This window comes from Enterobacter sp. Res13-Sevr-PEC09-46 (assembly GCF_015672585.1).
In the GTDB taxonomy this organism is placed as follows: Bacteria; Pseudomonadota; Gammaproteobacteria; order Enterobacterales; family Enterobacteriaceae; genus Enterobacter; species Enterobacter hormaechei_C.
In genome coordinates this window covers 39,678-54,449 of record NZ_JADABR010000011.1, presented here as the reverse complement: position 1 = coordinate 54,449, position 14,772 = coordinate 39,678, and the positions used below count along the sequence as shown (strand labels likewise).

The 14,772-nt window shown below is 55.3% G+C and carries 14 protein-coding genes; 4 read left to right on the top strand and 10 right to left on the bottom strand.

Going from position 1 to position 14,772, the window contains the following annotated elements:
• Positions 1–18: 18 nt before the first annotated feature.
• The 3 genes from IMQ56_RS06545 to IMQ56_RS06535 are packed head-to-tail and all read right to left on the bottom strand — an operon-like array spanning position 19 to position 2,538.
• Complete coding sequence (locus IMQ56_RS06545) at positions 19–831, bottom strand: MetQ/NlpA family ABC transporter substrate-binding protein (RefSeq protein WP_003857677.1); 813 nt, start codon at positions 829–831, stop codon at positions 19–21.
• A gap of 23 nt (positions 832–854) precedes the next feature.
• Positions 855–1,523 carry a methionine ABC transporter permease gene (locus IMQ56_RS06540; protein ID WP_017384621.1) on the bottom strand — a complete coding sequence of 223 codons (669 nt, stop codon included), beginning with the start codon at positions 1,521–1,523 and terminating at the stop codon, positions 855–857.
• Positions 1,516–2,538, bottom strand: coding sequence for an ATP-binding cassette domain-containing protein (locus IMQ56_RS06535; protein ID WP_047719404.1), 1,023 nt, complete (start codon positions 2,536–2,538; stop codon positions 1,516–1,518). The genes IMQ56_RS06540 and IMQ56_RS06535 overlap by 8 nt, the downstream gene beginning before the upstream one ends.
• 399 nt (positions 2,539–2,937) lie before the next feature.
• Between IMQ56_RS06535 and IMQ56_RS06530 the strand changes: the two genes are divergently transcribed.
• The 4 genes from IMQ56_RS06530 (at position 2,938) to lpp (ending at position 7,813) form a co-directional block, all read left to right on the top strand.
• A complete protein-coding gene (locus IMQ56_RS06530; protein ID WP_047062639.1) occupies positions 2,938–4,308 on the top strand; it encodes a cystathionine beta-synthase in 1,371 nt (456 codons plus the stop codon).
• Positions 4,309–4,320: 12 nt separating this feature from the next.
• Entirely contained in the window at positions 4,321–5,466 is a 1,146-nt protein-coding gene (locus tag IMQ56_RS06525) for a PLP-dependent aspartate aminotransferase family protein (protein ID WP_045334080.1), read from the top strand.
• Positions 5,467–5,842: 376 nt separating this feature from the next.
• Positions 5,843–7,264 (top strand): pyruvate kinase PykF, encoded by a 1,422-nt coding sequence (gene pykF, locus IMQ56_RS06520; RefSeq protein ID WP_015570703.1) that lies wholly within the window; start codon positions 5,843–5,845, stop codon positions 7,262–7,264.
• 312 nt (positions 7,265–7,576) lie between these two features.
• Complete coding sequence (gene lpp, locus IMQ56_RS06515; protein ID WP_001082307.1) at positions 7,577–7,813, top strand: murein lipoprotein Lpp; 237 nt, start codon at positions 7,577–7,579, stop codon at positions 7,811–7,813.
• Between the two features lie 60 nt (positions 7,814–7,873).
• Here lpp and IMQ56_RS06510 read toward each other — a convergent pair whose 3' ends face one another.
• From IMQ56_RS06510 to sufA, 7 genes are all read right to left on the bottom strand, one after another.
• On the bottom strand, positions 7,874–8,887 hold the full coding sequence (locus tag IMQ56_RS06510) for a L,D-transpeptidase family protein (protein WP_032648093.1): 1,014 nt from the start codon (positions 8,885–8,887) through the stop codon (positions 7,874–7,876).
• 97 nt (positions 8,888–8,984) lie between these two features.
• Positions 8,985–9,401, bottom strand: a complete 417-nt coding sequence (gene sufE / locus IMQ56_RS06505) for a cysteine desulfuration protein SufE (RefSeq protein ID WP_015570705.1) — start codon at positions 9,399–9,401, stop codon at positions 8,985–8,987.
• 14 nt (positions 9,402–9,415) lie between these two features.
• On the bottom strand, positions 9,416–10,636 hold the full coding sequence (gene sufS, locus IMQ56_RS06500; protein ID WP_032619799.1) for a cysteine desulfurase SufS: 1,221 nt from the start codon (positions 10,634–10,636) through the stop codon (positions 9,416–9,418).
• A complete protein-coding gene (sufD, locus tag IMQ56_RS06495; protein WP_047729004.1) occupies positions 10,633–11,904 on the bottom strand; it encodes a Fe-S cluster assembly protein SufD in 1,272 nt (423 codons plus the stop codon). The genes sufS and sufD overlap by 4 nt, the downstream gene beginning before the upstream one ends.
• Positions 11,879–12,625 (bottom strand): Fe-S cluster assembly ATPase SufC, encoded by a 747-nt coding sequence (gene sufC / locus IMQ56_RS06490; RefSeq protein WP_003857736.1) that lies wholly within the window; start codon positions 12,623–12,625, stop codon positions 11,879–11,881. The genes sufD and sufC overlap by 26 nt, the downstream gene beginning before the upstream one ends.
• Positions 12,626–12,634: 9 nt before the next feature.
• A complete protein-coding gene (gene sufB / locus IMQ56_RS06485; RefSeq protein WP_003857739.1) occupies positions 12,635–14,125 on the bottom strand; it encodes a Fe-S cluster assembly protein SufB in 1,491 nt (496 codons plus the stop codon).
• An 8-nt stretch (positions 14,126–14,133) separates the two neighbouring features.
• Positions 14,134–14,502: a Fe-S cluster assembly scaffold SufA gene (sufA, locus tag IMQ56_RS06480; protein ID WP_003857741.1), complete on the bottom strand. Its 369-nt coding sequence runs from the start codon at positions 14,500–14,502 to the stop codon at positions 14,134–14,136.
• Positions 14,503–14,772: the final 270 nt, after the last annotated feature.

The following is a 14,772-nucleotide window of genomic DNA, read 5'->3' as shown; positions in this document are numbered from 1 at the left end:
GTCTGGAAAATCAGGAGATTAGTTGTTTACCGGGATGACTGCGCCTTTGTATTTGGTGCGGATCCAGTCCTGAATCTCTTTGGAGTGCAGCACGTTCACCAGCGCGACGATATCCTTCTTCTTCTCGTCACCGCGATGAACGGTAATGATGTTGGCGTACGGGTTATTCTCACCGCTTTCAACCGCAATGGGATCGTGCACCGGATCCAGACCGGCATCAATTGCGTAGTTGGCGTTGATCACCACCGCAGCACCTTCGTCGTTGTTGTACATCTGCGGCAGCAGAGATGCCTCAACGTTAGGGGTGAATTGCAGCTTTTTCGGGTTCTCCACGATATCGCTGATGCGCGCGGTCACTTTATCGATGCCTGGCTTCAGCTTGATCACGCCCTCTTTTTCGAAGATGGAGAGAATACGCCCTTCCTCGGAAACCGCATCACGCATGATGATTTTGCCGCCTTCCGGCAGATCCTTCAGCGATTTGTATTTTTTCGAATAGATACCGATCGGCTCAATGTGGATTGCGCCCGCACTGACAAAATCATAATCCTTATCGCCCGCGTGATCTTTCAGGACGCTGTTCAGGTAAGGGATGTGCTGGAAATAGTTGGCGTCAATGTCATGCCCCGCCAGCGCCGTGTTTGGCAGAATGTAGTCCTGGAATGGTTTAATCTCCAGATCGATCCCCTGCTTCGCCAGAATCGGCTTAGCCTGCTCCAGAATTTCCGCGTGCGGGGTGTTGGACGCCCCCACGGTGAGCGTGTCCGCCCAGGAGGCAAAGCTCAGGGCGCTCAGGGTTGCGGCGGCGATCAGTGTCAGTGTCTTTTTCATGATGTGGTTCCTGTGTGTATTTATTAGCGTTTATCTAACAGTGAAGTAATGGCATCGCCGCAGAACTGGATAATGAACACGATGATCAGAATGGTCACCGTTGCCACCAGCGTGACGTCACCATGGTTGCGCTGGAATCCTTCCAGATAAGCCAGATTTCCCAAACCGCCGGCACCTATCACCCCTGCCATTGCGCTGTAGCTCACCAGCGCAATCAGCGTCACCGTCATACCTGAAACCAGTGCGGGTGAAGATTCCGGCAATAAAACCCGAAACACTAACGTGCTCAGCCGCGCGCCCATCGAGCGCGTGGCCTCAATGACTCCTTTGTCCACTTCTCGCAGGGCAATCTCGACCAGACGGGCGTAGAACGGCGCCGCGCCCACAATCAGGGCGGGCAGCGCAGCGTTAGCGCCAAGAATGGTCCCCACAACGGTCTTGGTGAACGGGATCAGCAGAACGATAAGAATGATGAACGGAATCGAGCGGAACACGTTCACCACAATCGACATCACGCTGTAGACCGTGCGGTTGTGGAATAACCCGCCGCGGGCGGTTAAAAACAGCGCCAGACCGAGCGCGATCCCCAGGACAAACGTCGCCACGCCGGAAAGCGCGGTCATGTAAAGCGTCTCCTGGGTTGCAGCCCAAAGCTGATCCCACTTCAGGTGCGGAAAGAGTTCTTCAGCCATGCTTGATTACCTCGCCTTCAATATCGCTTTGCTTCAGGTCGGCGAGGATATTGTTCAGTTGTTCGTCCGATGCCACCACGTGCACCCAGAGCTGCCCGAAAACACCGTGGGCGGTTTGCGTCATTTTGCCGTGCAGGATGTTAAACGGCAGGCCGTAGCGCAGGGTCAGTTCACCGACGATCGGCCTGTGCGTGCTGTGCCCGGTGAAGGTCAGCCTGATCACCGTGCCTTCCAGATCGTTTGCCAGTTCGGTATTGAAGGTCTCTTCCTCCGCGTACTGGCTCACCTGGCGGACAAACTGCCGGGTGATCGGCTGCTGCGGATGCGTAAACACGCTCAGCACGTCCCCCTCTTCCACCACCTTGCCGTTTTCCATCACCGCCACGCGGTCGCAGATTTTGCGCACCACGTGCATCTCATGCGTAATGAGTACGATGGTCAGGTTAAAGCGACGGTTAATGTCCAGGAGCAGATCGAGGATCTGATCGGTGGTCTGCGGATCCAGCGCCGAGGTGGCTTCGTCACACAGCAGTACGTCCGGATGATTGGCCAGCGCGCGGGCAATGCCCACACGTTGTTTTTGCCCGCCGCTCAGCTGGGATGGGTAGGCATTCTCGCGCCCCTTCAGGCCGACCAGCTCCACCAGCTCGGCAACGCGAGCCTGAATTTGCGCTTTTGGCACACCGGCAATTTGCATTGAAAAGGCGATGTTTTCCTTCACCGTGCGCGACCAAAGCAGATTAAAGTGCTGGAACACCATGCTGATTTTCAGGCGTGCCTGACGCAGCGCTTCTCCCTTCGCGGCGGAGATATCCTGACCGTTAATGGTGACGCTGCCGGCGCTGGGCTTTTCCAGACCGTTCAGCAGACGGATCAGCGTACTTTTCCCGGCCCCGCTGTAACCGATGATCCCGTAAATCTTTCCCTGCTCTATCGTCAGGTTGACGTTATCTACGGCTGTCAGCGCCTGTTTCCCGTTGTCAAAAACCTTCGAAATATTGCTGAGTACAATCATTCTTATTCGTTATCCGTTTCGCATATAGCGGTTTAGCAGTATGGATGTCCAAAAGATAGTAAACAGCCGTTATCAGCTTTTAAATGACCAAAAAAGAATTTCTTATAATGCTCAGGAATAAGTAGCGAACTGGCGGGTGAAAAGCATTTAGATGAATATCAGCAATAATTATCTGCCATTTGCATATCAGGTCTTACTCACCCGACGAAATCGGCTAATTTTGCAGCACTTTATGCGGATATAGCCATCCTCACATCCGGACAACTTTACGTCTTGCTGTCTTTCCATCTGAAAACACAAGGATTATTCCTTTCCGTTCTAAAACTCAGTGAAAAGTTCTTTATTGAGAAAATTTCATGGTTCTATCATCCGGTCATCACCTCTTCACAGGACATGACCATGACGCTTTACCACTCCGTCACCGAACTGATTGGCCGTACGCCGCTCATCCAGCTGCACAAGCTGGACACCGGCCCCTGCTCGCTGTTTCTGAAGCTGGAAAACCAGAATCCCGGCGGCTCGATTAAAGACCGCGTCGCGTTGTCGATGATTAATGAAGCCGAGCGTACGGGCCAGCTACGGCCCGGCGGCACCATTATTGAAGCCACGGCGGGGAACACCGGCCTGGGGCTGGCGTTGATTGCGGCGCAGAAGGGCTACTCGCTGATCCTGGTGGTACCGGACAAAATGAGCCGCGAGAAGATTTTCCACCTGCGCGCGTTAGGGGCGCAGGTCGTGCTGACCCGTTCAGATGTGAATAAAGGGCATCCGGCCTACTACCAGGATTATGCCCGGCGGCTGGCGAACGAACTGCCAGGCGCGTTTTATATTGATCAGTTCAATAACGCGGCCAATCCGCTGGCGCACCGCACCACTACCGCACCGGAACTGTTTGAACAGCTTGACGGCCAGATCGATGCCATCGTCGTCGGCGTGGGGTCCGGCGGTACGCTGGGTGGCTTACAGGCGTGGTTTGCAGAACATTCGCCGCAGACGGAATTTGTGCTTGCCGATCCGGCCGGGTCGGTGCTGGCGGACCAGGTTGAAAACGGACGCCATCAGGATGCCGGATCGTGGCTGGTTGAGGGGATTGGCGAAGACTTTATCCCTCCGCTGGCGCACATCGAAGGGGTTAACCGCGCCTGGCGCATTACCGATCGCGAGGCGTTCACCACCGCCCGCGATCTGCTAAAAACGGAAGGGATCCTGGCAGGCTCCTCCACCGGCACGCTGCTGGCGGCGGCGCTGAAATATTGCCAGGCGCAGACTACGCCAAAACGTGTGGTCACCTTCGCCTGCGACAGCGGCAATAAATACCTCTCGAAGATGTTCAACGACGACTGGATGCGCCAGCAGGGGCTGATTTCGCGTCCGCAGGCAGGCGATCTCTCGGACTATATTGCCCTGCGCCACGATGAAGGCGCGACGGTGACTGCCGCCCCGGACGACACGCTTTCCACCGTGCTGGCCCGCATGCGCCTGTACGACATCTCCCAGCTGCCGGTGCTCGATAACGACAAGGTCGTCGGCATCATCGACGAGTGGGACCTGCTGCGACACATCGGGGGAGATGCCGATCGCTTCTCTCTCCCCGTGACGGCGGCCATGACGCGTCAGGTCGAATATCTGGATAAGCAGGCCCCGGAGAGCGCCCTGTACGCCATCTTTGACCGTGGCCTGGTGGCGATTATTTATGACGAAGATCGCTTTCTGGGTCTGATCACACGCAGTGATGTACTCACCGCCTGGCGTAACCGCCTGACAAAATAAAAGGAGCAAAAGATGAAAAACCTGGCCACCCTCAGCGTTCACAGCGGTGAGTATCACGACCCGCACGGCGCCGTGATGCCGCCAATTTACGCCACGTCGACGTTTGCGCAACCGGCACCGGGTGAACATACCGGCTACGAATACTCCCGGAGCGGCAATCCAACCCGCCACGCGCTGGAGACCGCCATCGCCGAACTGGAAGGCGGCACGCGCGGGTACGCTTTCGCGTCAGGGCTGGCAGCCATTTCCACCGTGCTCGAACTGCTGGATAAAGACAGCCATATCGTCGCCATTGACGACGTGTATGGCGGTACGTATCGCCTGATCGAAAACGTGCGCAAGCGCAGCACCGGGTTACAGGTGAGCTGGGTTAAGCCGGACGATGTAGCCGGGCTTGAGGCCGCCATTCGCCCGGACACGCGCATGATCTGGGTGGAAACGCCAACGAACCCGCTGCTGAAACTGGCCGACCTGGAGGCCATCGCGGACATTGCCCGGCGCCATAATGCGATCAGCGTGGCGGATAATACCTTCGCCTCCCCGGTCATTCACCGGCCGCTGGAGGCGGGGTTCGATATAGTGGTCCACTCCGCCACTAAATATCTCAACGGTCATTCAGACGTGGTTGCCGGGCTGGCTGTTGTCGGGGCAAATAAGGATCTCGCGGAACGTCTGGGCTATCTGCAAAACGCGGTTGGCGGCGTTCTGGACCCGTTCAGCAGTTTCCTGACGCTGCGGGGGATTCGCACCCTCTCACTGCGCGTTGAGAAGCACAGCGCCAACGCACTGGCAATTGCGCAATGGCTGGAGCAGCATCCGCAGGTAGACCGCGTGTTCTATCCCGGGCTGGCGTCACATCCCCAGTATGCGCTGGCCCGCAGACAAATGGCGCTGCCGGGCGGCATGATCTCCGTTGTGATTAAAGGCGATGCGCAACACGCGACAGAGGTGATCCGTCACCTAAAGCTCTTTACCCTGGCGGAAAGTCTGGGCGGTGTGGAGAGTCTGGTGAGCCAGCCCTACAGCATGACCCACGCCTCCATACCACTGGCGCAGCGTCTTGCAAACGGCATTGTGCCGCAGCTTATCCGCCTGTCGGTGGGGATTGAGGATGCGAAGGATCTGATCGCCGACCTTCAGCAGGCGCTGGAAAAGTGAGCAAAAAACGGCGGGCGTTGCGCCTGCCGTCATAAGATGACATTAGACCTTAACGCCTTGATAACAAACTTATGTGAATCTGCACAGATTGTTTTGAAACGCTGTTTCCATTTTCCTTTTTACTGTAAATCAGCGTATAATGCGCGCCAAATCCCTGGTGAATGGTTTCAGCGCTTGGAATACAAAAAACAACGTACAACTTCTCCTCTCCTTCGTTGGGCTGGCACTCAGGCACACTTTCTTCTGCACGCTCATTTGATGTCACCTATTCTTAGTGCGTGTCATATACTCTTTCGCAACACAGGTTTGACTCCGCGGCGGTGCGCCCCCGGAGCGAGATTTCCATATCCTTCCCAACTTAAAGACTAAGACTGTCATGAAAAAGACGAAAATTGTTTGTACTATCGGCCCGAAAACCGAATCCGAAGAGATGCTGAGCAAAATGCTGGATGCCGGCATGAACGTGATGCGTCTGAACTTCTCCCACGGCGACTATGCTGAACACGGTCAGCGTATCCAGAACTTGCGCAACGTGATGAGCAAGACCGGGAAAAAAGCGGCAATCCTGCTCGACACCAAAGGTCCTGAAATCCGCACCATCAAACTGGAAGGCGGTAACGACGTTTCCCTGAAAGCGGGCCAGACCTTCACCTTCACCACCGACAAATCCGTTGTAGGTAATAACGAAATCGTTGCCGTGACCTACGAAGGCTTCACCAGCGATCTGTCCGTTGGCAACACCGTGCTGGTGGATGACGGCCTGATCGGCATGGAAGTGACGGCGATCGAAGGTAACAAGGTTATCTGTAAAGTGCTGAACAACGGCGATCTGGGCGAAAACAAAGGCGTTAACCTGCCGGGTGTGTCCATTGCTCTGCCAGCGCTGGCTGAAAAAGACAAACAAGACCTGATCTTCGGCTGCGAACAAGGCGTGGACTTCGTTGCTGCCTCCTTTATCCGTAAACGTTCTGACGTGGTTGAGATCCGTGAGCACCTGAAAGCGCACGGCGGCGAGAACATTCAGATCATCTCCAAGATCGAAAACCAGGAAGGCCTGAACAACTTCGACGAAATCCTCGAAGCGTCTGACGGTATCATGGTAGCGCGTGGCGACCTGGGCGTTGAAATCCCGGTTGAAGAAGTGATCTTCGCGCAGAAGATGATGATCGAGAAATGTGTTCGCGCGCGTAAAGTGGTTATCACCGCAACGCAGATGCTGGACTCCATGATCAAAAACCCACGCCCTACCCGCGCTGAAGCAGGCGACGTAGCAAACGCCATCCTCGACGGTACCGATGCCGTTATGCTGTCTGGCGAATCTGCAAAAGGGAAATACCCTCTGGAAGCGGTCGGCATCATGGCGACCATCTGTGAGCGTACCGACCGCGTGATGAAAAGCCGTCTGGATTACAACAACGACAGCCGTAAACTGCGCATCACCGAAGCCGTGTGCCGTGGTGCGGTAGAAACCGCTGAGAAACTGGAAGCCCCACTGATTGTCGTGGCGACCCAGGGCGGTAAATCTGCGCGTGCCGTGCGTAAATACTTCCCGGATGCGACCATTCTGGCGCTGACCACCAACGAAACTACCGCGCGTCAGCTGGTGCTGAGCAAAGGCGTGATCCCACACCTGGTGAAAGAGATTGCCTCTACCGATGATTTCTATCGTCTGGGTAAAGAAGTGGCTCTGGAACTGGTTGATTGTGGCCTGGCCCAGAAAGGCGACGTGGTGGTTATGGTTTCTGGCGCGCTGGTTCCAAGCGGCACCACCAACACTGCATCTGTCCACGTGCTGTAATATTTCACGAACAAATTATTGTTTTGTTAAAAAGCGTCCTTCGGGGCGCTTTTTTTATTCCCGCCTTTAACCAGAACTATTCAAAAAGCAAATCGGGTTTTTCTATTTAATCGCGATTTATCTAAGATGAATCCGATGAAAAATGCCTTTTTTAACATAGCTTTTTCGTCAAAATTGCCGATTTCGTTGCTTCTTTGAGCGAACGATCAAAAATAGGCGTAATCCCATCAAAAAAATATTCTCAACCCAAAAAACTTTGTGTAATACTTGTAACGCTACATGGAGATTAACTCAATCTAGAGGGTATTAATAATGAATCGTACTAAACTGGTACTGGGCGCGGTAATCCTGGGTTCTACTCTGCTGGCAGGTTGCTCCAGCAACGCTAAAATCGATCAGCTGTCTTCTGACGTTCAGACTCTGAACGCTAAAGTTGACCAGCTGAGCAACGACGTGAACGCAATGCGTTCCGACGTTCAGGCTGCTAAAGACGACGCAGCTCGCGCTAACCAGCGTCTGGACAACCAGGCTACTAAATACCGTAAGTAATAGTACCTGTTAATAAAATGGCGCACATTGTGCGCCATTTTTTTTGCCTTCGTCAAACCTCTACTGAAGCGCTTTCTCTCCCTCGCCTTCCGCCACCGCCGCTGAGACACGACTGTTCTGTACCGACAGGACAGAATTGCTGGCTGAAGAACCACTGCCTGCTGACACGGCAACCGGGATCCCCGCTCTGCGCGCCAGGGCCTTGTCGATTTGCGTTTTATCGCTACCTGACTCCGCTGCAAAGGCGGTAAACGCCGCCGAGTGCGTGAACGGCACCGTCTGTGGGTTTTCGCCCTCAGCCTGCGCCAGCGGCCTGTGCACCTCGATATAACGTTTGCCGTCCGGCTCGACGGAGAACTTCACCGGCTCATTGATGATCTGCACCCGCGTGCCGACGCGCACTTGCTCAAACAACGCTTTGATATCGGGCGCGTTCATCCGCATACAACCCGAGCTGACCCGCAGCCCTACGCTGTCCGGCGCGCTGGTGCCGTGAATAAGATATTCCCCATTCCCGATACCCAGACGAAGCGCAAAGCGCCCCAGCGGGTTATTTGGCCCTGCGGGTACCACAGGCGGCAGTTTAATGCCCTGGGCCAGTGAGCGCGCTCTGATGCCCGCTGTGGGGGTCCAGGTAGGGTTAGGGATTTTCTGACTCACACGGGTGGTGCTGACCGGTGTTTCCAGCCCAAGCTGACCAATACCCAGCGGATAGACCTGCACGATATTTTCGCCAGGCGGATAGAAGTAAAGACGCAGCTCCGCCAGATTCACCACAATGCCCTCACGCTCGGTGTCCGGCAGTAGCATCTGGGAAGGGATGGTAATGACCGTTCCTGGCGCAGGGTTCACCGGAGCAATGGTATTATTGGTTTCAAGGATCAGCTGTGCGGCGGTATTAAAGCGACGAGCGATAGACTGAAGTTTATTGTCACCTTCCTGAATGGTGTATGTCTGGTTTTGCCCAATCAGGCGGCTGCCTGCGGGCGGTAAAGGATAATCAACCGCCCAGGCTGAATTAACAGCACTGAGCGAACCAAGGAGTAATAGAGTTATTAGAGATGCGCGCTTCATGCTGAGATTCCTTATTCACTGACCAAACGTCAGAAAGCTGAAAAACCAGCGAGGTGGAAACCACCTCGCGAAACAGAATGAATGCTGTTCTGTCAGTTTAGCTAAGGATTGCGGCTTTGGCGCGTATGGCGCGGATCATCGCTTCCAGTCCCTGGGATCGGGACGGGGTGAGGTGCTGGGTTAAGGCCATTTTTTCAAACCACGGGCGAACGTCAAAGGCGACAATATCCTGCGCCGACATCTGGTGATAAAGAATAAATACGACGGCAATAAGCCCCTTCACAATGGCGGCATCGCTGTCACCCTGTAATTGAATTACGCCTTCGTCCGTCTGCTGCATCAGGATCCAGACCTGGCTCTGGCAGCCCTGAATGATGTTGTCCGGGTTATGCGCCTCTTCGCTGAGCGGCGGCAGGCGCTGACCCAGCTCGATGATATAAAGGTATTTCTCTTCCCAGTTTGCGCAACGCCCAAAGTTGCGCAGCAATTTATCTCTGTCCGGCAAATCTGCCATCTCTCGCCTCTCCGTTAGCCAAGCAGCTGGTGAATACGTTTTAGTCCCGCCACCAGTCTGTCGACCTCTTCCGTTGTGTTGTACATCACCAGCGATGCGCGGCACATAGCCGGTACCTGATAATACGCCATCAGCGGCATCGCGCAGTGATGCCCGGTACGCACGGCGACGCCGTAATTATCAAGGAAACTGCCCACATCATAGGCGTGATGCTTGCCGAGGTTGAAGGCTATCACACCCAGACGGTCAGCAGGGCCATATAAGGTCAGTTCCGGGACGCTGGCCAGCTCCTGCAAGGCATAATGCATCAGCTGCTGTTCGTACTCCTGAATCGCCGCCAGCCCCGTTTCAGTGACGTAGCTAATGGCCGCGCCCAGCCCGATGATCCCGCCCGTGTTGGGCGTACCCGCCTCGAAGCGCCAGGGCGCACGGGCGTAGGTTGTGCCGTCCGTCAGGCTGACGGTGGCGATCATTGACCCGCCCCCTTCCCACGGCGGCATGGCCTGGAGAATGTCCTCTTTCACATACAACACGCCGATGCCCGTCGGGCCATACAGCTTGTGCCCGGAGAAGACGTAGAAATCGCAGTCCAGGGCCTGAACGTCAACCGCATGGTGCATCACCGCCTGGGCGCCATCAATCAACACTTTCGCACCAACCTGATGGGCTTTGTCGACGATCAGCGCCACCGGATTTTCCGTTCCCAGCACGTTTGAAACGTGGGTCACCGCCACCAGCCGCGTTCTGTCGTCCAGCAGGGCGTCCAGCTTTTCCAGCTGGAGCGTGCCGTCTTCATTCAGGGGGATCACCCGCAGTTGCGCCCCCACACGCTCACAGAGCATCTGCCAGGGCACGATGTTGGCGTGGTGCTCCATCTGGGTGATGATGATGTTATCCCCCGCGTGCACCTGCGCATTGCCCCAGCTGTTAGCCACCAGGTTGATCCCTTCGGTGGTGCCGCGCACGAATACCAGCTCTTCCGGCGAACGCGCGTTGAGGAAGGCAGCAACCTGCGTGCGCACGTTTTCCATGCGCTGGGTCGCCTCGGCGCTCAGGGTGTGGATCCCGCGATGTACCGCCGCATAACCGTGGCGGTAAAACTCGGCTTCCGCATCCACCACCTGATTTGGTTTTTGCGCGCTGGCCGCACTGTCGAGATAGGCCAGCGGCAGACCGTTCACTTCACGGGTCAGTACCGGAAAATCTGCCCGGACTTTCTCTACGGGAAATGTCATGCTTCGCCTCCAGGCAGCCGCTGACCGATACGGGCCAGCACCTGCTGTTTAAGTCCGCCATCGGGCAGCGCTTCCGTCAGCTCAGCCGCAAAGGCGTAAATAATCATCTTTTGCGCGGCCTGCTGGTCTATCCCGCGCGAGCGCAGGTAGAACATCTGCTCATCGTCAATACGCCCGACCGTCGCGCCGTGGCTGCATTTCACGTCGTCCGCATAGATTTCCAGCTGTGGTTTGGTGTCCACCTCTGCCAGACGTCCCAGCAAGAGGTTGTTGTTGGTCATCTGCCCGTCAGTTTTGATGGCGTGCTGCGCCACGTTTATCAGGCCGTTAAACACCGCACGTCCTTTGTCGCTGACGATGGTTTTGTGCAGCTGACGGCTGTTGCAGTAGCCTTTGTTATGCTCAAGCCAGGTGCGCGTGTCGCACACTTCTGACTTCACCGGCATCGCCAGGCTGTTAATACGCAGCGTAGTGTTTTCACCGTTCAGCTGGGTGCTGGTATTGTGGCGCAGCACCGCGCCGCCAAGCAGGAAGCTATGGCTGTACGCCGCGGCATCCTGGCCCAGCAGAATATCGTTGTGGGCGAAGTGGTGACTGAGCGGATTCTCAAACGCCAGCTTGATGTGGTGCAGCTGGGCATTGGCCGCCACGTTCATCGTCAGACGCGAACCGGTAAAATGACGGGTGTCGTTAAGGCTGACGTAATGCTCGATCACCGTCGCCTCCGCCCCTTCTGCCAGCTCAAGATGGTGGCGATAGTGGGCGGTGTTAATCTCATCACCCTCAACGCCCTGGGTAATATGCATCAGCAGCAGCGGTTTCGCCGGACGCTGGTTACGCTTAACGCGAATATGGGTGACAGATTGCGACAGGCTCTCTGTCAGGTGCAGGAAGACTTCAGGCTGAACGGGCGCGTTCAGCGACTGACGTTCATCGTTAATGACGATATCGAACCCGCTCTCCTGCACGCTGTCGCTCAGCTCCGCACGGAACAGACCGTCGACAAACACCAGACGCACGGCATCCACGCTCAGCGCCAGCATGTCGCGCTGATCGGGGCTGACCTGCGCCAGACGGGTGACAAACTCGCCGTTCAGCAGGCCATCCAGCGGGGTATATTTCCAGTTCTCATGTTTACGCGTCGGTAAACCGAGACGCAGCATCTGCTGGAGATGGTGCTGAGCCTGTTCAGAGCGCGCTCCACCCTGCGTTTCAAACAGCCGGTGCCACTGCTGAAGTGCATTACTGCTGTTCGGTAAGCCAGCCATAACCCTGCTCCTCCAGTTGTTTAACCAGCGTAAAGTCACCGGATTTCACAATGCGTCCCTGGTAAAGCACATGGACATAGTCCGGTTTGATGTAGTCAAGTATTCGCTGGTAGTGAGTCACGATGATAAATGAGCGGTTGCCGTCACGCAGGGAGTTCACCCCGTCGGCAACGATCTTCAGGGCATCGATATCCAGCCCTGAATCGGTCTCATCGAGAATGCACAGCGCCGGTTCCAGAACCGCCATTTGCAGAATATCGTTACGTTTCTTCTCACCGCCGGAGAAACCCACGTTTACCGAGCGGGTCAACAGATCTTCCGGCATTTTCAGCAGCTTGATCTTCTCTTCCATCAGATCCTGGAAGTCAAAGCGATCCAGCGCCTCAAGGCCGCGATACTTGCGCACCGCGTTCAGCGCGGTTTGCAGGAAGAACTGGTTGCTGACGCCCGGAATTTCCACCGGATACTGGAAGGCCATAAAGATGCCCTCGCCGGCACGCTCTTCCGGCGACATCTCCAGCAGATCTTTGCCGTTAAACTCAACGGAGCCGCTGGTAACTTCATAATCTTCGCGTCCTGCCAGCGTCGCTGAAAGCGTACTTTTCCCGGAGCCGTTTGGCCCCATGATGGCGTGAACTTCACCCGGTTTGACGTCAAAATTGAGGCCACGCAGGATCTCTTTCTCTTCCACGCTAACCTGTAAATCTTTAATGCTTAACATGTGCTTTCCTTAACCGACGCTGTGTTCAAGACTAATGGCGAGGAGTTTCTGGGCTTCAACGGCAAATTCCAGCGGCAGTTCAGAGAACACGTCCTTACAGAAGCCGTTAACGATCATTGAAATCGCATCTTCTTCACTGATCCCGCGTTGCAGGCAGTAGAAAAGCTGATCTTCACCAATACGTGACGTAGTTGCCTCATGCTCAAGCTGGGCGCTGTTATTGCGGCATTCGACATACGGGAAGGTATGCGCCCCGCAGTCCGCGCCAATCAGCATGGAGTCACACTGGGTGAAGTTACGCGCGTTGGTTGCCGTCGGCATGATTTTCACCAGCCCGCGATAGCTGTTCTGGCTGTGACCGGCAGAGATCCCTTTGGAGATGATGGTCGATTTGGTGTTTTTACCGATGTGGATCATCTTGGTGCCGGTATCGGCCTGCTGATGACCGCTGGTCAGCGCCACGGAGTAAAACTCACCGATGGAGTTGTCGCCGCGCAGAATACAGCTCGGGTATTTCCAGGTAATGGCGGAGCCGGTTTCTGACTGCGTCCAGGACATTTTGCTGTTTTCGCCTTCACACAGCGCGCGTTTGGTGACGAAGTTCAGAATACCGCCGGTGTTGCCGTCGCCCGGGAACCAGTTCTGTACCGTGGAATATTTCACCTCGGCATCTTTGTGGATGATGACCTCCACCACTGCCGCGTGCAGCTGGTAGCTGTCGCGCACCGGCGCCGAACAGCCTTCGATATAGCTGACGTAGCTGCCTTCATCGGCCACCAGGATGGTGCGTTCAAACTGGCCGGTTTTTTCCGCGTTGATGCGGAAATAGGTCGAGAGCTCCATCGGGCAGCGCACGCCTTTCGGCACGTAGATAAAAGTACCGTCTGACGCCACCGCCGCATTCAGTGCCGCGAAGAAGTTATCGTTACTCGGCACCACGGTACCAATATACTTTTTCACCAGCTCGGGGTGATCGTGAATGGCTTCACCAAAGGAACAGAAAATGATCCCCTGCTCCGCCAGTTTTTCACGGTAGGTGGTTGCCACCGAGACGGAGTCAAAAATGGCGTCTACCGCCACCTCTTTGCCTTCGCGCACGGGCACGCCGAGCTGATTAAACGCCTCTTCCACCTCTTTACTCAGGAAGCTGTTCTCCGCGCCGGTTTGCTGAACCGCGCCGGGTTGCGAGGCACAGGTATCATCACAGCTGCCGCAGGAGGGCGCGGAGTAGTAGCTATAATCCTGATAGTTCAGCTTATCGTAATGCGCTTTCAGCCAGTGGGGTTCTTCCATCTCCAGCCACGCGCGGAATGCGCTCAGGCGAAACTCCAGCATCCACTCCGGCTCGTTACGTTTCGCCGAAATGGCGCGCACGACCTCTTCGTTGATGCCTTTCGCCAGCTCATCGGTTTGCAGCTGCGTAAAGAAACCCTCTTTATAGTTGAGGTGTCCGCCGCTCCAGGTGTTTACATCACTCGTTGCTTCAGTATTACGAGACATAGTACCGCCTATACCCCAAAGCTTTCGCCGCAGCCGCATTCGTTCTGGGCTTTCGGGTTATGAAATTTGAATAACTGGTTTAAACCTTCCCGAACGTAGTCGACTTCGGTTCCATCGATAAACGGCATCGCCTGTAGCGCGACGTATAACTTTGCACCGTCGGTTTCAAAGACCAGATCGTCCTTTTCAGGTTCGGTTACGGTATCCAGCACGTAGCCAAATCCCGCGCAGCCAGTCTGCTTAACGCCTAAGCGTACGCCGAGGATGTCGGGATTTTTTGCCACCAGCTCATGAATATGCGCCGCCGCCGCGGGCGTCAGCGTTAAGCCACGCCAGGCAAAATCGGCCGGATTGAAGGTTTCTGAATGCAGTTCCATAGGTCCACCTCATCTGATAAGCCACCAGGGCATAACACCATGTTAGTGATAACGATTATCACTTCAACCCCCTGCGAGCAGGGGCTTTGGGCTAAACCGCCCTTTTTGGCTACTTTCATTAAGCATAGACCCTGTGACGGGATGCGGATGGGATGGTTAGATTTGTTCAATGTATTGATAAATAATGCATTTCATAAGAAAGGCGGTAAGGTGACGGGCAATGATAAAAATTGTATTGGAAATACCTATTTTTAAGATAGCTAAAGTACG